General features: G+C 64.8%; 17 protein-coding genes. 5 read left to right on the top strand and 12 right to left on the bottom strand.

Features of this window, described 5'->3' with window-relative positions:
• The 3 genes from AC1D10_RS25095 to AC1D10_RS25085 all read right to left on the bottom strand — a co-directional run.
• On the bottom strand, positions 1 to 247 hold a 247-nt coding region (locus AC1D10_RS25095; RefSeq protein ID WP_477276616.1), incomplete at its 3' end, for a B12-binding domain-containing protein.
• 93 nt (positions 248 to 340) lie between these two features.
• Positions 341 to 1,990 (bottom strand): ABC transporter substrate-binding protein, encoded by a 1,650-nt coding sequence (locus AC1D10_RS25090; protein ID WP_477276614.1) that lies wholly within the window; start codon positions 1,988 to 1,990, stop codon positions 341 to 343.
• 43 nt (positions 1,991 to 2,033) lie between these two features.
• Positions 2,034 to 3,584 carry a trimethylamine methyltransferase family protein gene (locus tag AC1D10_RS25085; protein ID WP_477276612.1) on the bottom strand — a complete coding sequence of 517 codons (1,551 nt, stop codon included), beginning with the start codon at positions 3,582 to 3,584 and terminating at the stop codon, positions 2,034 to 2,036.
• A 91-nt stretch (positions 3,585 to 3,675) separates the two neighbouring features.
• Between AC1D10_RS25085 and AC1D10_RS25080 the strand changes: the two genes are divergently transcribed.
• Together AC1D10_RS25080 and mutL are read left to right on the top strand one after the other, a co-directional pair.
• Positions 3,676 to 4,578 (top strand): LysR substrate-binding domain-containing protein, encoded by a 903-nt coding sequence (locus AC1D10_RS25080; protein WP_477276610.1) that lies wholly within the window; start codon positions 3,676 to 3,678, stop codon positions 4,576 to 4,578.
• A gap of 111 nt (positions 4,579 to 4,689) precedes the next feature.
• The gene (gene mutL, locus AC1D10_RS25075; RefSeq protein ID WP_477276638.1) at positions 4,690 to 6,564 is read left to right on the top strand and encodes a DNA mismatch repair endonuclease MutL; all 1,875 of its coding nucleotides are present in this window, start codon (positions 4,690 to 4,692) and stop codon (positions 6,562 to 6,564) included.
• Between the two features lie 99 nt (positions 6,565 to 6,663).
• Here the strand turns inward: mutL and AC1D10_RS25070 are convergent, their stop codons facing one another.
• On the bottom strand, positions 6,664 to 7,557 hold the full coding sequence (locus tag AC1D10_RS25070) for a DMT family transporter (RefSeq protein ID WP_477276608.1): 894 nt from the start codon (positions 7,555 to 7,557) through the stop codon (positions 6,664 to 6,666).
• A 91-nt stretch (positions 7,558 to 7,648) separates the two neighbouring features.
• On the opposite strand from AC1D10_RS25070, the gene AC1D10_RS25065 reads away from it, so the two are divergent.
• On the top strand, positions 7,649 to 8,575 hold the full coding sequence (locus AC1D10_RS25065) for a LysR substrate-binding domain-containing protein (protein WP_477276606.1): 927 nt from the start codon (positions 7,649 to 7,651) through the stop codon (positions 8,573 to 8,575).
• Here AC1D10_RS25065 and AC1D10_RS25060 read toward each other — a convergent pair.
• Positions 8,572 to 9,171, bottom strand: a complete 600-nt coding sequence (locus tag AC1D10_RS25060) for a hypothetical protein (protein ID WP_477276604.1) — start codon at positions 9,169 to 9,171, stop codon at positions 8,572 to 8,574. The genes AC1D10_RS25065 and AC1D10_RS25060 overlap by 4 nt on opposite strands.
• 125 nt (positions 9,172 to 9,296) lie before the next feature.
• Between AC1D10_RS25060 and AC1D10_RS25055 the strand changes: the two genes are divergently transcribed.
• Entirely contained in the window at positions 9,297 to 9,530 is a 234-nt protein-coding gene (locus AC1D10_RS25055) for a DUF2093 domain-containing protein (protein ID WP_379098863.1), read from the top strand.
• A 56-nt stretch (positions 9,531 to 9,586) separates the two neighbouring features.
• On the opposite strand, the gene lpxK is transcribed toward AC1D10_RS25055, so the two are convergent.
• From lpxK to AC1D10_RS25025, 6 genes are all read right to left on the bottom strand, one after another.
• Positions 9,587 to 10,612, bottom strand: a complete 1,026-nt coding sequence (gene lpxK, locus AC1D10_RS25050; protein ID WP_477276602.1) for a tetraacyldisaccharide 4'-kinase — start codon at positions 10,610 to 10,612, stop codon at positions 9,587 to 9,589.
• Between the two features lies 1 nt (position 10,613).
• Positions 10,614 to 11,930 carry a lipid IV(A) 3-deoxy-D-manno-octulosonic acid transferase gene (gene waaA, locus AC1D10_RS25045; protein ID WP_477276600.1) on the bottom strand — a complete coding sequence of 439 codons (1,317 nt, stop codon included), beginning with the start codon at positions 11,928 to 11,930 and terminating at the stop codon, positions 10,614 to 10,616.
• On the bottom strand, positions 11,927 to 12,718 hold the full coding sequence (locus AC1D10_RS25040; RefSeq protein ID WP_477276598.1) for a lysophospholipid acyltransferase family protein: 792 nt from the start codon (positions 12,716 to 12,718) through the stop codon (positions 11,927 to 11,929). The genes waaA and AC1D10_RS25040 overlap by 4 nt, the downstream gene beginning before the upstream one ends.
• Positions 12,719 to 12,723: 5 nt before the next feature.
• Entirely contained in the window at positions 12,724 to 12,969 is a 246-nt protein-coding gene (locus tag AC1D10_RS25035) for a DUF4170 domain-containing protein (RefSeq protein ID WP_006204049.1), read from the bottom strand.
• A 76-nt stretch (positions 12,970 to 13,045) separates the two neighbouring features.
• Positions 13,046 to 13,849 (bottom strand): 3'(2'),5'-bisphosphate nucleotidase CysQ, encoded by an 804-nt coding sequence (locus AC1D10_RS25030; RefSeq protein ID WP_477276595.1) that lies wholly within the window; start codon positions 13,847 to 13,849, stop codon positions 13,046 to 13,048.
• Positions 13,836 to 15,179 (bottom strand): TldD/PmbA family protein, encoded by a 1,344-nt coding sequence (locus tag AC1D10_RS25025; protein ID WP_477276593.1) that lies wholly within the window; start codon positions 15,177 to 15,179, stop codon positions 13,836 to 13,838. The genes AC1D10_RS25030 and AC1D10_RS25025 overlap by 14 nt, the downstream gene beginning before the upstream one ends.
• A 166-nt stretch (positions 15,180 to 15,345) precedes the next feature.
• Between AC1D10_RS25025 and AC1D10_RS25020 the strand changes: the two genes are divergently transcribed.
• On the top strand, positions 15,346 to 15,762 hold the full coding sequence (locus AC1D10_RS25020; protein ID WP_477276591.1) for a VOC family protein: 417 nt from the start codon (positions 15,346 to 15,348) through the stop codon (positions 15,760 to 15,762).
• Between the two features lie 33 nt (positions 15,763 to 15,795).
• Here the strand turns inward: AC1D10_RS25020 and AC1D10_RS25015 are convergent, their stop codons facing one another.
• Positions 15,796 to 17,046 carry an NAD(P)/FAD-dependent oxidoreductase gene (locus tag AC1D10_RS25015; RefSeq protein ID WP_477276589.1) on the bottom strand — a complete coding sequence of 417 codons (1,251 nt, stop codon included), beginning with the start codon at positions 17,044 to 17,046 and terminating at the stop codon, positions 15,796 to 15,798.
• Positions 17,047 to 17,056: the final 10 nt, after the last annotated feature.

Here is a 17,056-nt window from a genome sequence, read left to right as displayed (position 1 = left end):
TCATCGCATTGGCCGACAACAGCACTTCCGGCACGAACAGGATGCCGTCACGAAAATCCTCGCCGACGATGCGCATGCCTTCGACCAGCGCTTCCGTCAGCACCTTGTAGGGCACCCAGCCACGCTCGAGCAGGATGTTGGTGCCTTCCTCGATCTCTTCCTTCAGCCCGTCATAGAGGTCGTCGTGCATCTGCTGCACCAACTCGTCGTCGGAAAGTTCGGATAGGATGATCTCGTCGTCGGACATTTTGCCTGCGCCAATTGCCTGTCATTTACGGGGCCGCCGGCGCCTTTTGTCAGAGGGTGCCGGCGGCATTTGCTTGAAGTCTCGGGAGTTAAATCAGGCGTCCAGCCAAACGTTCTGGAAATCCATTTCGTAGGTCTGGTGCATTCCGTAGTTCTTCACCTTCTTGCTCATGTGGCAGTAGAGCTTCTGCCAGAACGGCTGGATGATGACGCCGGAATCCTGCAGGATCTGCTCGACGTCCTTCATCACCTCCTTGCGCTTGGCGGGATCGGCCAGCGAAAGCGCCTGCTTCAGCTTGGCGTCGAAATCCGGGTTGGCATAGGCCGTTTCGTTCCAGGCCTCGCCCGAGCGATAGCCGAGCGCCAGCACCTGGACGCCCAGCGGCCGCATGTACCAGATGGTCATCGAGTACGGATACTTCGTCCAGTCGTTCCAGAAGGTCGAGCCCGGCAGCACGGTACGCTTGACCTTGATGCCGGCATCGCGCAACTGGCCGGCGATCGCATCGCCGGTGTTCTTCTGCCATTCGTCCTCGACGGTGATCAGCTCATGCTCGAAGTCGGCCTGCCCGGCATCCGCCATCAGCTTCTTGGCGGCGGCGGCATCGCGCGTCTTCTTGGGCAGCGGATAGTATTCGGGATGAATCGGGGCGACGTGGTGGTTCTCGCCGACCGTGCCGAGCCCGGCGTAGCCGAGCTGCATGACGGCATTGTTGTCGACGGCCATCTGCAGCGCATTGCGCACCCGCTGGTCGTCATAGGGCTTGTGGGTGATGTTGGTGCGGGCAACGAGCGTGGTCGCCGTTGCCACCTCCGATTTCGCCAGATCCATCTTGTCGAGGGCGTCGATGAAATCGGCCGGCGTCTCGAAATCGAGGTCGATCTCACCGGACTCGAAGGCATTCAGCGTGGCGTTGAAGTCGGTGCCGTAGTCGATGAACTCGACACCGTCGAGTGGCGTTTCGCCACCCCACCACTTGCCGTTCTCGCGACGCTTGACGACCGCCTTCGTACCCACCGCATAGGACACCAGTTCGAAAGGTCCGGTACCGACTGGCTTCTTGATCGGGTCGGCACCATCCTTGTCGAAGTCGCGATGCACAACCAGCGCCGGATAGTCGGTGAAGCCCGGTATGATCGCGATGTCGGGTTCGGACAGCTTCAGCTTGACCGTGAGGTCATCGACCTTGGTGATAGCGCCATCCTTGGCCTTGCCGGTCTTTGTGTCGATCAGCGCGCCAACACGTGCCGCCATGGAATTGCCGGATGCACCCTTCTCGCACCAGCGGTTCAGATTGGAGACCACGTCATCGGCGTTGAAGGCATCGCCATTGTTCCAGGTGACGCCTTTGCGCAGATGCAGTGTGTATTCGGTGGCGTCGTCATTGACGTCCCAGCTTTCGAGCAGGACCGGCTCGAAAGTGAACTGGTGCGTATAGCGGACGAGCGGCTCCAGCCAGCAACGGGTGACGTTTGCCATCTCGGTCCAGTCATAGGTGCGCGGATCCTTCTGTGCCTTAACCGACATCGCGACACGTAGCGTTCCGCCCTTTTTCGGTTCGTCGGCCAAGGCCTTTGTCGGCGCGGCAAGGCCGATCATGCTGTAGGCGAAACCCGTCGATGCGCCGAAGGCGCTGGCCAGGGCCAGGAATTCGCGCCGGTCCATGCGGCCTGCACGCGTCTCTTTTGCCATTGTCTCGATAGCGCCCGGCACGCGGTCGCCATTGCTTCTGAAGAGCGTCATGTTTTCCTCCCTTGGTTGTTCCGTCAGGTCTTCGCCTGTCACATCAACTAACGCTGTCCGGCAGTTTTTCCTCACGCCGCGCGATAAAATCCTTGAGACCCTCGGCGATGCCCTCGTCGAGCTTCGGCTCCTCATAGTCGGCCAGCATGTTGCGCGCCTTCTCGCGGCCGCGCGTGTCGTGGTCCTTCGCGCCTTCGGCCTTCCACTGTTCGTACGAATTGAAGTCCATGATGGTGGGCATGAAGAAAGCGGACTCGAAATGTTCGAGCGTGTGCTGGGTACCGAGAAAATGGCCCTGCGGCCCCACCTCGCGGATCGCCGCCATCGCTTCCTTGAAATCGTCGAACGGAAGGCCGCCTGCATATTTGTACCAGCCGATGAGCTGCTCGCAGTCGGTGGCGAATTTCGAATAGCCGCAGGTGAGACCCGCCTCCAGCCATCCGGCCGAGTGCCAGATGTAGTTGGCGCCGGCGAGGATGGCGGCGTGCATCAGCATGTTCGCCTCGTAGCCGGCCTGGGCGTCATTGAGCTTCGAGCCTACATGGAAGCCGGACGTGCGCCAAGGCAGCCGGTATTTCCGTGCCAGCGCGCCCATCAGGTACATCATCTGGGCGGCCTCCGGCGTGCCGCCCATCGGCGCCCCGGTCTTCATGTCGACCGTCACCATGAACTGGCCGTAGATCTGCGGCGACCCCGGACGCAGAAGCTGCGTGAAGGCGACGCCAGCGAGTGCTTCTGCATTGACCTGCGCCACCGCGCCGACGGCGGAAGCCGAGGTCGAGGCGCCGCACAGCGCGAAGGGCGCCAGGATCAACGGCTGGTTGTTGCGCGCATAGACCTTCATGGCGTCCAGCATGGTGGCGTCCCACACCAGCGGCGAGTTGCAATTGGTGATCGACACCAGCACCGGGTTGTCGCGGACGAACTCTTCGCCGAACACGATGCCGGCCATCGCCATCGTGTCTTCGGCGCGCTCCTTCGAGGTGACGATGCCCATGAACGGCTTGTCGGAGTGCTTCAGCGCCGAATGGATGATGTGGAGGTGACGCTTGGGCACGGCAATTTCCATCGGCTCGCAGATGACCGAGCTCGACGAGTGCAGCGCCGGCGCCATGTAGGCGAGCTTGTGGAAATTGTTGAGGTCGGCGAGCGAGCCGTAGCGCCTGTTGTTGTCGAGGTCGCGCACATAGGGCGCGCCATACATCGGCACGAAGATGGAATTCTTGCCGCCGACGTGGACAGTACGCTCGGGGTTGCGGGCATTGAGGGTGAATTCCGGCGGGACCTTCGAGACCAACTCCATCAAGAGCGCACGGTCGATGCGGACACGCGTCTCGGATACATCGGCTCCGGCGGCCTTCCACAGGGCGATCGCCTCATCGTCGCGGAATTCGCAGCCGACCTCTTCGAGGATCAAGAGCGATTCCTGGTGGATCAACTCGACCGCCTCGTCAGGCACCATCTGATAGGCGGGGATCTGGCGCACCAGCGTAGGAAACGAGGCTATGGGGGCGCCACGTATCGCCTTGCGCCCAAGGCGACCGCCGCTTCTGCGGTTGGCGTGTTCGGTCACTGCAACGGCCGGTTCATTCATGGCAACTCATTCCTCCAACAGCCGTCAACTTAGCGAGACGGAATATAGCTGTGACGCTGGAAAATCCTGATCTCTTGTATAAACTCTCCTTATGCGAAGCCTCCGCCACCTCTTGCCCTCCGCCGGCAGCCTGATCGTCTTCGAGGCGGCCGGCCGGCTGTCTAGCTTCACCGCCGCCGGGCGCGAGCTCGGCATGACGCAGGCGGCCGTATCCTACGCCGTGCGCGGGCTGGAGGAACAACTCGGCGCCAAGCTCTTCCAGCGCCGCCACCGCCAGGTTCTGCTGACGGAGGCCGGCGAGCGATTCCACGCCGACGTTTCGCTCGGCCTGTCGCATATCCGCAAGTCGGCGGAGGATCTGCGCCTGCAGGCGACCGGAGGCCATGTGACGCTGGCCGCCTCGACCGCCTTTGGCTCGTTCTGGATGATGCCGCGCCTACAGCAATTCCGCGACGAACTGCCGGGCGTTGATCTGCGCATCCAGACCGCCGACCGCGACCTCGACATCATCGCCGAGGGCATCCCGCTCGGCGTGCGCGGCGGCGTGCCGCGCGACTGGCCGGACTATCATTCGCTGTCGCTTGCAGACGAGGAGATCTTCCCGGTCGCGGGCCCCAGTTATCTGGCGAAGTTTGGGCTGCCAGAGACTGTCGCCGAACTTGCCATGCATCGGCTCATCCATCTCGAGGAGCCCTACCGCGAGGCCCCGAACTGGGACGAATGGTTCGCGGCAGCCGGAACCAGCCTCCGTAATGCCGAGCGCGGGTTGCGCATCAATGATTACGCTTTGGTGATTCAGGCGGTCATGGAGGGACAAGGCATCTCGCTCGGCTGGCGGCATCTCGTCGAGCGCCTCGTGGCATCAGGCCTGGTGGTGCCGGTGACGGATCATGTGCTGAGGACCGGCATCGGATTCTACGTCATCTGGCCAAGGAACCGCGAGCTCAGCGACAATGCGCGCAAGGTAAGGGATTGGCTGGTGGCGCAGGCGTGAGGGGGGCTGACTCTTGCAAGGCCAATGAAGACCGCCGCGATCCTTCCCCCTCTCTGTCCTGCCGGCATCGAAAGCTTCCGCATCGGATCCGAATCCGCCTATAATGTCTCCATGCCCATTCGCCAGCTTTCCGAAACGATGATCAACCAGATCGCCGCCGGCGAAGTCATCGAGCGTCCGGCCAGCGTGGTCAAGGAACTGGTCGAGAATGCGCTCGACGCCGGTGCTGGCAGGGTAGAGATCGTCACCGCCGGCGGTGGGCTGAATCTGATCCGCGTCACCGACGACGGGTCCGGCATCCCCGAACCGGAGCTGGCACTGGCCATCGCGCGTCACTGCACCTCCAAGCTCACCGAGGACATACACGATATCCGCTCGCTCGGTTTCCGCGGCGAGGCGCTGCCGTCGATCGGCTCGGTGTCGCGGCTTTCTATCCGCTCGCGCACGGTAACGAGTGACAGCGCCGCCGAAATCGGCATCGAGGGCGGCCGCGTTTCGGCAATCAAGCCAGCGGCAGCCAATCGCGGCACCACAGTGGAGGTCCGCGACCTGTTCTTCGCCACGCCGGCAAGGCTGAAATTCATGAAAGGCGAGCGCGCCGAAAGCTCCGCCACCAGCGACGTGGTCAAGCGCATCGCCATCGCCTTCCCCGCCGTGCGCTTCACGCTGGCGGGCTCCGACCGCTCGACGCTGGAACTTCCGGCGACGGACGACAGTCCGGAAGGCAGCCTGCGCCGCGTCGCCCAGGTGATGGGCGCCGACTTTCCGGACAATTCCATTGCCATCGACGCCGAGCGCGAGGGTGTCCGCCTTACCGGTCATGTGTCGATCCCGTCCTTCACCCGCGCCAACGCGCTGCAGCAATATGCCTATGTCAATGGCCGCCCGGTGCGCGACAAGCTGATCGCCGGTGCCATTCGCGGCGCCTTCGCCGACGTCTTGCCGCGCGACCGCCATGCGGTGACTGTGCTGTTCCTGACGCTCGATCCGGCGATCGTCGACGTCAACGTTCATCCTGCCAAGGCCGATGTCCGCTTTCGCGATCCAGGACTGGTGCGCGGGCTGATCGTCGGCGCTGTCCGGCAAGCACTGGCCGATTCCGGTATCCGCGCCGCCACCACGGGGGCAGCCGGCATGATGGCAGCGTTCCGGCCGGGCGCCGCATCCTACGGTCACGGCGGTCCAGCCAATGGCCACCGAAGCTATGAGGCGTCATACCATGCCTCCGGCTCAACCGGCTTCGACCCGGCGCGCTCGCCGCAGCGGCCGCTCGACATGGGTTTCGAGGGCGGCGGCTTTGATCGGCGCGGCTTGCGTGAAAACGAGCAGGCGACGTTCGATGCCGACCCACTTGCCAGCGCCGATGCTCGTGCCGGGCAGAGCGAAGCGGCAGAGACGCTGCTTGGTGCGGTGCTGGGAGCAGCGCGCGCGCAGGTGCACGAGAACTACATCGTGGCACAGACCAGGGATTCGCTCATCATCGTCGACCAGCATGCGGCGCATGAGCGGCTGGTCTATGAGGCGCTGAAGAATGCGCTGCATTCGCGCGCCGTGCCGTCACAGATGCTGTTGCTGCCGGAAATCGTCGACCTGCCGGAAGAAGATGCCGAACGGCTGGCGATGCATTCCGAGACCCTGGCCCGCTTCGGCCTCGGCATCGAGCGTTTTGGCCCGGGTGCGGTCGCGGTGCGCGAAACGCCGTCGATGCTTGGCGAGACCAATGTCGGGCAATTGGTGCGCGACCTCGCCGACGAGATCGCCGACAATGACACGGTCGAGACGCTCAAAGGACGGCTGGACAAAATCGCGGCGACAATGGCCTGCCACGGCTCGGTACGCTCCGGCCGGCTGCTCAAGGCCGAGGAGATGAACGCGCTGCTGCGGCAGATGGAGGCGACGCCGGGCTCCGGCACCTGCAACCATGGGCGGCCGACTTACATCGAGCTGAAGCTCGCCGACATCGAGAGGCTGTTCGGGCGGCGGTGAAGGGCGCAGCGCGCAGACCCCGCCCCGCTGCTTCGCGGCAAGAAAAGAGCCGCTTTTCGGCGGCTCTTTTGATTCAACTAAGTCCTGGATTCCTTTGAATTACCTCTTCAAATTCACCACTATCACACCGCCCAGCGCCAGTGCGCCGCCCAGCACGCCGAGCAGTGTCGGCACTTCGCCCAGCCAGAAGAAGCCGATCAGGGCGGACATGGGCGAAACCAGATAGAGGAAGTTCGAGGCGCGTGCGGCCGGCAGGCGCGACAGCGCGGTTGCCCAGGCTGCATAGGCGATCAGGCTGGGCACGATGCCGAGAAAGATCACGGCGCCAAGGCCGGCGGTGTTGGCGACCGCTGCCTGCGCAAAGCCGCTCGGCAGGAACGGCGACAGGCAGAGCGCGCCAAGTATCATATTCGAAGCCGAAATGGTCAGCGGGTGGTGACGGGCGAAGAGCGGCTTCTGGACGATGGTGTTGACGGCCGAACAGAGCGCCGAACCGAGGACCAGCAGCGCGCCTGCGTTAAAATGCAGGCCATTCCCATCGCCGACGGCGATGATGCCGATACCGGCGAAGGAAATGGCGGTGCCAGCCCAGGCCCACTTCGAGAAGCGTTCGCCGAGCAGCGCCATCGCCATGATGGCGGTGAAGATCGGGCTGACGTTGATGATGAAGCCGGCAGCGCCGGCCGAGACGGTCAGTTCGCCGAAATTGAGCATTGCCGTGTACAGCGCCACGAAAATGGCGCCGCCAAAGACCAGGCGCCACAATTCGTCGAGCCTGGGCAGCGCGGGGCGCTGGACGGCGAGGAAGATCGCCGCCGGCACCGCGGCGATGGCAAAGCGCAACGCACCGAGTTCCAGCGGCCCGAAGGCCGCAAGGCCGGCGCGGATCGCCGGAAAGGCAGAGGCCCAGCCAACCACCGTCAGCGCCACCGCGACGGCTGCCGTGGTGTCCATCCGTTGTGTCGGATTCAACGTGCTGGTCATTGCGCTCATCTCACTGTCCTCGTGTTCTCGTGCCCTGAAATGCAAAAAACGCCTTTTCTGGCCAGTTGACAAACGACCAAATCGAGGATCAGCTGTGACTATGGATCACAGCTCAGACACAATGGTGCCGCTCGAAACGCTGCGCGCCTTCGACGCCGCGGCGCGGACGGGAAGCTTTTCGGCCGCGGCCGAAAAGCTCAACATCACCCACGGCGCCGTCAGCCGGCAGATCGCCAAGCTCGAAGACTGGCTGGGCTTGAAGGTTTTCGATCGCGGCGCGCGCGGTGTCTCGCTGACGATCGAAGGCAACCGCCTACACCTGCGCACGGCGGAAGCTTTCGCGCTGATTTCAACCCATTCCGACCGCTGGGTCGAGCCGCGCGGCACCGCCGTGGTCCGGCTGACATCGATCCCGTCGGTCAGCGGGCTGTGGCTGATGCCGCGTATGGCGGCGCTGGAGAACAATCCCTCCAAGCTGCGCATCGTGCTCGACGTCGATATCCGCCAGGCCGATCTTGCCGATGAAGGCATCGACCTGTCGATCCGCTGCGGCCGCGGCGGCATTCCGGGCCGCGTCTCGGTGCAGCTTTTCGAAGAACATGTCTTCCCCGTCGCATCGCCCGAGCTTGCCCGGGAGATTGGCCGCGGCGACCCTGCACGGCTGCTCAAATTTCCACTGATCAACGATTCCGACGCTTCGGCCTGGCGCGCCTGGTTTGCCGCGCAAGGCATGGATTACCGCCCGCGCCCGCAGGACCGCCGCTTCGAGGACTACAATCTGGTGCTCGACGCCGCCGCCTATGGGCTCGGCATCGCGCTGGCGCGCCCACCGCTGACCGGGCATCAATTGAAGTCGGGCCGCATCACCGCCGTCGACGAGCGCACCGCGCTCAACCCGGTGTCCTACTGGCTCGACCGGCCGATAGGGCGGCCGCGTACCGCCGCGGCAGAACTGGCGCGCCGGATCGCGGTGCAGGCAGGACTCGGCATGGAAAAGATGGAAGCCTTCATCGAGGCTGACGGCTAGCGCAGCACCAACAGAGCGAACCCGACCACCGCCGCGGCCAACAGCCCAGCCGCCAGTGACATCAGACCGACGCTCACCTGCCTGTGTTCGAGCCGCGCCGAATCGCCCTGCCGCGAGCCGGCCGGCCTTGGCACAGTAGCCGCACTGGCGATGGAAGCGCGGCGCGGCGGTGAAACCACGACTGAGAGAAGCGGCAGCCACGGCAAGCTTGCCGGCCTTGCGGCCGCCCTCTCATCGACCCTTGCCAGAGGCAGCGCCAAGCCACGTTGCGCGGTGTCGCCGACCTCTCGCCTCCCGGCTCCAGTGGCCACCGATGCGGCATCGCCGGCTGTTTCGCTGTCCGTTTCCGTGAGCGCCAGATAGGCCTGTATCATTTGGGCCGAGGCCGTCTGCTGCGCTCTTCCGGCCGTTGCCGGCAACAGCATCGGCAAAGTCGGTGTCGCCACGGGTCGCGCAAGCGAACCGGACGGCGCCGGCGGCGCCAGAATAGCCTTCACCAGCGCCGTTTTGACCGGATCGGCCTTGGCCAACGGCACGGCCTGCGGCGTCACCACCTCCTTGAGCAAGTCAGCAAGACGGGCCGAAGAAATGTCCATTGTGCCCTACCAACAGCGCTTTTCCGGTCGACAATAGGGGATCAGCATTGTCTCAGGCTTGTCACATGCTTGACCTCGCCGCCAATTTATGGCGATGAAATCCCCATGAACCTTGGCGCCACTGCATGATGAACCGTTTCGAAGGCCCTGGCGGCAAGGAAGCCCGTATCCGCTATCTCGATGGCGACTTCCAGGTTACCAGCCCGGGCGCTTTCGTGCGCTGCGCGGTGACCGGCGAAAGCATCCCGCTCGACGAGCTGAAATACTGGAGCGTCGCCAGGCAAGAGCCCTACATCAACGCCACCGCCTCGCTGCGCCGCGAGATCGAGGCGCATCCGGAGTTGCGCAGCCGGCGTTGACCTTGCGCAAGTCGTTGTCGCAAAACGGCAACCACGACAAGACGACCGGCCGCAGGTCAGCCCTTCAGCTTGCGTTGGCGCCAGGCATCAAGCGTCTCGTGAATGATGCGTTCCGGCACATTGTCGAGTTCGAACACGGTGTCGATCTCCAGCACCTCGAGCCTGGCGAGAAAGTCCTGTGAGGCGCCGTGGCGCAGCCGGGCGGCATCCTTGGCGGTGGTGATGAGGCCGAGCCCTTCGGCGCGAGCCGTCGCCGCCAGTTCGGCAAGCTCGTCCTCGCCATAGAAATGATGGTCCGGAAACGGCCGCGTCAACACCAGCTCGCCACCGGCTTCCCGTAGCGTATCGAAAAATTTCTCGGGATGGCCGATGCCGGCGAAGGCGAGGAACCGCCTGCCGGCAAACCCCTGCGCGTTGCTCGGTTCGGTATGGGCCTCGAAGATCGGCCGGGCGGCGCGCGCTGCCTGGCGGACCACTGCGTCGGCTGCGGTACCCTCACCCATCTTCAACAGCCCGTTGGTGAAGACCAGCTGGTCGACGATCTTGGCCCGGAGCGGGCCACCCGGAATGACGCGGCCATTGCCGATTCCGTAGCGCGCATCGACAACCACCAGCGCATAGTCGATGTGAATGCGCGCGCTCTGGAACCCGTCGTCCATGATCAGGAAATCGCAACCGTGTTTTTCCAGCAGCAGCCGGGCGCCGGCAGCGCGGTTCGGTGTCACCGCCACCGGCGCGTGTTCGGCCAGGAGCAGCGGCTCGTCACCGACATGCCTGGCGCTGTCGTGATGCGCATCGACGACATGCGGCTCGGCGAACGAACCGCCATGGCCGCGCGACAGGAAACCGGGTTTGAGCTGCATGCGCCTGGCCTGTTCGGCCAAGGCGATGGCCACCGGCGTCTTGCCGGTGCCGCCGACCGTGAAATTGCCGATACACAAAACCGGCGCCTCGATCTTCTCGCGCCGGGCCCGCCGCATGCCGCGGCCGGCGACGAGCGCATAGATGGCCGAAAGCGGCGACAGCGCCAGGACCCGCCAGTCCGGCTCTTCCCACCAGAATGGTGGTGATTCGGAAGCCACTTTAGCGCCCGTTCGCGCCCTTCAGGCGCGACTTGACGACCAGCGGCTGGATGTAGGGCTCGAGCGATTTCAATGTGCGCGCCAGCGCGCCGCGCATCTCGTCGACGGTCGCTACTCCCGCCGCCATCATCTCGTGACGCGCCACTTCGTTGGTCAAAAGGAAATTGACGGCCCCGGCCAGCATGTCGCGGTCACGCACCAGCTTGGCACCGCCGCTGTCGAGCAGGCGCTGATAGGCGTCGCGAAAATTCTGCACGTTGCGCCCGGCCAGAACCGCAGTGTCGAGCATCGCCGGCTCCAGCGGGTTCTGGCCGCCCTCCGAGGTCAGCGAGCGGCCGACAAAGGCGATTTCGGTCAGCCGGAGATAGAGCCCCATCTCGCCGATCGTGTCGCCAAGCAAGATGTCGGTGTCGGCGGCGATCCTGTCGCCCTTGCTGCGCCGCGCCACATTCAAGCCCATGCCGGAAATCTGCGCTGCCAGCGCCTCGGCGCGATCGGGATGGCGCGGAACGACGATGGTCAGAAGACCATGGTGGCGTCTGTGCAGTGTCGCATGGACTTCGGCGGCGACCACCTCTTCGCCGTCATGGGTCGAGATTGCCGCCCAGGTCGGGCGGGCGCCGATCTGCCGCCGCAGCGTCGCCAGCACCCGCTCGTCGACAGGCGGCGGCGAGGTATCGGACTTGAGGTTGCCAGACACGGTTACCGGGCGGGCGCCGAGCGAACGGAAGCGCTCGCCATCGACATCCGACTGGGCAACGACATGGGCCAGGTTCTCGAACAGCGCCTCGGCGATGTTGGCCCGCTTCTTCCAAGACGTGAACGAGCGGTCGGACAGCCTGCCATTGACCAGCACCTGCGGCACGCGGCGCGCGCCAAGCTCGAGGATGGTCATCGGCCAGATCTCCGATTCGGCGATGATCGCCAGATCCGGCTGCCAGTGATCGAGGAACCGGCTGACCGCCGGCTTGAGGTCGAGCGGCACATACTGGTGGATGATCCGGTCACCGAGACGCTCGTCGGCGACCTGCGCCGAGGTGACCGTGCCGGTCGTCAGCACGATGTTGACGCCGTAGTCGAGAATGCTTTCGACCAGCGGCACGACGGCTATGGTCTCACCGACGCTTGCCGCGTGGATCCAGATCATCGGCCCATCGGGACGCGGGCGGCCGGCGACGCCGTAGCGCTCGCGGCGGCGGCTGCGGTCTTCCTTGCCGCGCGAGGTGCGCCAGGCGACATAGGGCCCGACCAGCGGATAGGCGGCGGCACCGGCGAAACGGTATGCCGACAACATGGCTCGCGCCCAGCGACCGCTCATCGTGGGCCATCCACGAGACGGTAGGCCTCGGCGGTCGCGGCGTTGAGCGCGGCCGTGACTTCCTGGCGCTTGCGCTCCATTTCGGCGTCATCGGCGCCGGCCGACACGAAGATCGGCGTGCCGATGACGATCGACGAGCGACCGAACGGCAGGTTGATGGTGGTCTTGTCCCAGCTCTTCTCCAGCACCTTGCGGCGGCTGGTGGTGATGGCGACAGGCAGCAGCGGCCGGCCCGAGAGGCGCGCCAGGAGAACGATACCAAGCCCTGCGTCTCGAGGCGTACCGTGCGGAATGTCTGCGATCATGGCAACGTTCTTGCCGGCGGCGAGCGACTTTTTGAGGGCGATAAGCGCTTTTGCCCCGCCCTTGTCGATATGCCTGGCATTTTCACGCCCGCCCGAACCGCGCACCGCCTCGATACCGAATTTCTGCAGCATCAACGCGTTGAGCTCGGCATCGGCGCTGCGCGAGACCATGGCGACCAGCGGCTTGCGCTTGGGGTAGTAGGCTGGCGTCAGCAGGTGCTGGCCGTGCCACAGGGCGATGATGCCGGGCTCGAATTCGGTATAGGTCCCGCCCGAAAACCGCGCCGATCCCTCGACGACGCGATTGGTCAGGCGCACGAGCCGCACGAACTGGGCGAAAAGGCTGGCTATGGCGTTCTTGACGAATCGCGACTGCGCCAGCGGTTCGCGAATCTTGCGCCAGAAGGCCTTGGTCGTGCGGCTGCGCCCCCTGGCCTTGGGCGCGGCCTCATTCGCTGGCCTTTTCGCCAGATCATGCTCCATCGAAATCAACCGACGGCCTTGCTGTCGGGGTCCAGCAGCCGGTGCAGATGAACGACGAAATAACGCATATGGGCATTGTCCACGCTGGCTTGGGCCTTGGCTTTCCACGCCGTGTGCGCAGATTGATAGTCCGGATAGATGCCGACGATGTCGAGCCCGTCGAGATCGCGGAACTCGGTGCCGCCAAGTTTCTTCAATTCGCCGCCGAACACCAGGTGCAAAAGCTGTTTTTTTCCGTCTTCCGCGGCCATGTCGGTCCTTCACATATCGTGAGTTTGTGACAGGTCTAGACCAAAGCCGCCGACTTTGGAACCTTCGAAAACGCTTTCACGCGTCCAGCCCGGCGATGACGCCGGCGAGCACGGCCAGCAGTTCACCGCTGCCGGCGGCGAGCGCGCCATGGCGGGTGACCTCGCCGGCATAGAGCGGGGCGCGGCCATGCTGGTCGAGCAACTGGCCGCCGGCCTCGCGCAGGATGAGATCGGCAGCGGCGATGTCCCAGTCATGTGCGTTCGGCTTGACGAACGTAGCATCCAGCGCGCCATTGGCGATCATGGCCAGCCGATAGGCCAGCGAAGGGCTGTAGGGCGCCCGCTTCAGCCGCGCCTGCCATTCGGCCGGCATCAGGTCGGTCAACTGCTTCAGCCCGGAAATTTCGGCCGTATCCGCTAGCTTGCGCACCGCAATGCGCGTGCCGTTGCGGAAGGCGCCCTGTCCGGGCAGCGCCCAGTAGGTCTCGTCCATCGCCGGGCATTCCAGCACCCCGGCAAGCGTGCGGCCATGCTCGACGACGGCAACGCTGACGCACCAGGTGCGCTGGCCTTCCAGGAAGCCGCGCGTGCCGTCGATCGGGTCGACGACGAAGGTGCGGCGTGCAGAAAGCCGAACCGGATCGTCTGCGGTTTCTTCCGACAGCCAGCCATAGTCCGGCCGCGCCGCAAGCAACGTCTGGCGCAGATAGGCGTCGGCGGCATGGTCGGCTTCGCTGACCGGCGATGTGCCACCCTTCATCCAGACTTGCGGGTTGTTGCCGAAATAGCGCATGGCGATGACCCCCGCCTCGCGGGCAGCATCGCGCAGCAGCACCAAATCCTCGGTCGCTCCGGCAGAGATCAGCTCATGCTCCAGCAAGGGTCATGCCTTCGATCAGGAGCGTGGGGGCGGCGGTGCCGAAATTGCGGTCGAGGTCATCAGCCGGCACCATGTTGAGGAACATGGTCTTCAGGTTCGAGGCGATGGTGACCTCCGCGACGGGATAGGCTAGCGCCCCATTCTCGATCCAGAAGCCGGAGGCGCCACGGCTGTATTCGCCGGTGACCATGTCGACACCCTGGCCGAACACCTCGGTGACGTAGAAGCCGGTCTTGAGCGATTTGATCAGCTCTTCCGGCGACCGTTCGCCCGGCTCGATGGCGAGATTGGTCGAGGACGGCGAGACGGAGGAGCCGCTGCGCGCGCCGCGCCCATTGGTGACGAGACCAAGTTCGCGCGCGGCCGATGTCGACAGGAACCAGTGGTTGAGCACGCCTTTTTCGACCATCAACAGCCTCTCGCCCTCGATGCCTTCGCCGTCGAACGGGCGCGAGGCCTGGCCGCGTTGCCTGAGCGGCTCGTCGGTGACGGTGATCGCGGACGCGGCCACCTGCTTGCCCATCATGTCGCGCAGGAACGACGTCTTGCGCGCGACCGAGGCACCGTTGATGGCGCCAGCAAGATGGCCGGCGATGCCGCGCGCGACGCGCGGGTCCAACACAACGTCGATCGGCCCGGTCGCCGCCTTGCGTGCGCCGAGGCGGCGCACTGTGCGTTCGCCGGCTTTGCGGCCGATGTCTTCGGGCGCATCCAGATCGGAAAAATGCTGACGCGAGGAGAATTCATAGTCGCGCTCCATGCCGGTGCCCTCGCCGGCAATGACGCTGGCCGAGCGCGAGAAACGCGAGGCGACATAGTGGCCGAGGAAGCCGTGCGAGGTGGCCAGCACCAAACCGCCCAGGCCGGCACCGGCGCTGGCACCGGCCGAATTGGTCACGCCCTTGACTGCAAGCGCCGCCGCTTCCGCCGCCAGTGCTGCTTCCTTCAACTGGTCGGCCGACACTTCGGTGCCGTCGAACAGGTCGAGATCGCGCGTCTGTCTGGCGAGCAATGCCGGGTCGGCCAGCCCCTGATAGGGATCCTGCGGCGACACTTTCGCCATCGCCACGGCACGCTCGGCCAGGGTTTTCGGATCGGATGCGGCGGTTGCCGAGACGCTCGCCACCCGCCCATCGACGAAGACGCGCAGCGAGACATCCTCGTTCTCGGAGGATTCGGTGCCCTCGACCTTGCCGAGCCGCACCGACACACCGGTCGAGCGGCTGCGCACGGCCACCGCGTCGGCGGCATCGGCGCCAGCCTTTTTGGCAGCCTCGACCAAAGCCGCGACGCGGTCGGTCAATTTCGCTGCATCTGATATGTCGGTCATGGCGTGATCCTGCTGGTACGGCGAGCTTTGGCCGCTGCCACCCATCTATTGTTCCGGTCCGGCTTGTGCAATGGCATAAGCTTCAATCAAAATGCCACGGTTCTCGGTTCGCATCGCGAACCAAGGCATCGCCACCCGGCCCGCAGCCCGCTCGGAGCATTTTTCGATGACGCCTTTCCATCTCGCCTTCCCGGTCCGTGATCTTGATGAAACCCGAACTTTCTATGGCGAGGTGCTGGGCTGCGCGATCGGCCGTTCGTCAACGACCTGGGTCGATTTCGACCTGTTCGGCCACCAGATGTCGGCGCATTTGCGGCCACAGGCCGCGCCGGCGGCCAGCGACGGCAAGGTCGACGGCATCACCGTGCCGATTCCGCATTTCGGCGCCGTGCTCTTGATGCACGACTGGCAGCGACTGGCCACGCGGCTGGAGACGCGCGACGACATCGACTGGCTGGAACGGCCCATGGTCCGCTTCAAGGGCGAGCCTGGCGAACAGGCGACGCTGTTCATCCGCGACCCCTCGGGCAATGCGCTGGAATTCAAGGGCTTTCGCTCGCTGGAGCAGGTATTCGCGCACTAACGGGGACCAGCGATCGGATTCTGATCCGATTGATCAGCTTACGAAACGATCCGCCGCAAAGGGTGCGAGGCGCGCCGGGTCACCGCGCCCGCCGATCAACTCGGCGACCAGACGCGCCGTGATCGGCGCGAGCGTCAGACCGAGATGGCCGTGGCCGAAAGCATGGATCACCCTTGGGCTGCCGCGCGACGAACCGATGACCGGCCGGGAATCCGGCAGAGACGGGCGGAAGCCGAGCCATTCCGATGAAGGTGAGCTGAGCTTGGGAAAGAATTGCCTGACGCCGCGATCGAGTAGCGCGAGCCGGCGTGGATTTGGCGGCGCGGCAAGCCCACCGAGTTCGACCGTGCCGGCGACGCGCAGCCGACCAGCCATCGGGGTCATGTAGAAACCGAGATCGACGGGACAGACAGGCCGGGTCAGCAACGGAGCGTCGGTCCGGAATTCCAAGTGATAGCCACGCTCCGTCTCAAGCGGGACGCTGTCACCGGCCTGCGCGGCCAGTGCGCGCGACCATGCACCGGCGGCGATCACCACCGTACCCGCCTTGATGCCAAAGCCAGGACCGCTGAGCCGGACAGCGCCGGTTTCGACTTGCAGTCCGGTAATTGTCGTTTGCTTCATCGTCGCACCGCGGGCGATCGCTGCGCCGAACAGCCGCAGCATCACCGTCTTCGGATCGGTGACGTTCGTCGAATCCGGGAAGAACAAGCCACGCGTCCCGCTGGTCGGCAGGCCGGGTTCAAGTGTTGCCACCTCATCAGGCGTCAGAATCTCCTGGTGAACACCGAACCCGGCACGCATTGCCCGGCCACCGGCCCCGGCGGCAAAATCGCTTTCGCGGCGATAGAGATAGAGGCAGCCATTGCGGCGCAAAAGATCCTCCAGGCCGGCCTCCGCTTCCATCTCCTCCCAGGCCGGCAAGGCGTCAGCCAGCAGTCCAGCGAGCGCCAGCGCATTGGCGCGGGTGGCAGCCGGCAGCGATTGTCTGACAAAGCTGACCAGCCACGGCGCCAGTTGGAACAGGGCCGGCCAACGCAGCGAAAACGGACTGTCAGGATCGAGCAGCAGCTTCGGCAGCGCGCGCAGCACGGCCGGATTGCCGACCGGCATGCAGGCGTATTCGGCGATCGTGCCCGCATTGCCGAACGAGGCGCCGGAGCCCGGCTCATTGGGATCGATGAGCAGGACTTCGCGCCCCTCAGCAGCAAGGCGGAGCGCCGTCGCCAGCCCGACAACGCCTGCGCCGACCACGGCGATTTCGACCGTTTCTTCTGCTGCCACCGTTGGGTTC

The organism is Mesorhizobium sp. P2_A8 (assembly GCF_056404935.1).
Note: the sequence above shows the minus strand (reverse complement) of the source record. Positions and strands in the feature narration are given on the sequence as shown.

What these genes read in the sequence shown, in the direction of transcription:
- AC1D10_RS25090 (WP_477276614.1), bottom strand. Translation starts at nt 1,990, where the DNA reads ATGACGCTCTTCAGAAGCAATGGCGACCGCGTGCCGGGCGCTATCGAG.
- AC1D10_RS25085 (WP_477276612.1), bottom strand. Translation starts at nt 3,584, where the DNA reads ATGAATGAACCGGCCGTTGCAGTGACCGAACACGCCAACCGCAGAAGC.
- AC1D10_RS25080 (WP_477276610.1), top strand. Translation starts at nt 3,676, where the DNA reads ATGCGAAGCCTCCGCCACCTCTTGCCCTCCGCCGGCAGCCTGATCGTC.
- mutL (WP_477276638.1), top strand. Translation starts at nt 4,690, where the DNA reads ATGCCCATTCGCCAGCTTTCCGAAACGATGATCAACCAGATCGCCGCC.
- AC1D10_RS25070 (WP_477276608.1), bottom strand. Translation starts at nt 7,557, where the DNA reads ATGAGCGCAATGACCAGCACGTTGAATCCGACACAACGGATGGACACC.
- AC1D10_RS25065 (WP_477276606.1), top strand. Translation starts at nt 7,649, where the DNA reads ATGGATCACAGCTCAGACACAATGGTGCCGCTCGAAACGCTGCGCGCC.
- AC1D10_RS25060 (WP_477276604.1), bottom strand. Translation starts at nt 9,171, where the DNA reads ATGGACATTTCTTCGGCCCGTCTTGCTGACTTGCTCAAGGAGGTGGTG.
- AC1D10_RS25055 (WP_379098863.1), top strand. Translation starts at nt 9,297, where the DNA reads ATGATGAACCGTTTCGAAGGCCCTGGCGGCAAGGAAGCCCGTATCCGC.
- waaA (WP_477276600.1), bottom strand. Translation starts at nt 11,930, where the DNA reads ATGAGCGGTCGCTGGGCGCGAGCCATGTTGTCGGCATACCGTTTCGCC.
- AC1D10_RS25040 (WP_477276598.1), bottom strand. Translation starts at nt 12,718, where the DNA reads ATGGAGCATGATCTGGCGAAAAGGCCAGCGAATGAGGCCGCGCCCAAG.
- AC1D10_RS25035 (WP_006204049.1), bottom strand. Translation starts at nt 12,969, where the DNA reads ATGGCCGCGGAAGACGGAAAAAAACAGCTTTTGCACCTGGTGTTCGGC.
- AC1D10_RS25025 (WP_477276593.1), bottom strand. Translation starts at nt 15,179, where the DNA reads ATGACCGACATATCAGATGCAGCGAAATTGACCGACCGCGTCGCGGCT.
- AC1D10_RS25020 (WP_477276591.1), top strand. Translation starts at nt 15,346, where the DNA reads ATGACGCCTTTCCATCTCGCCTTCCCGGTCCGTGATCTTGATGAAACC.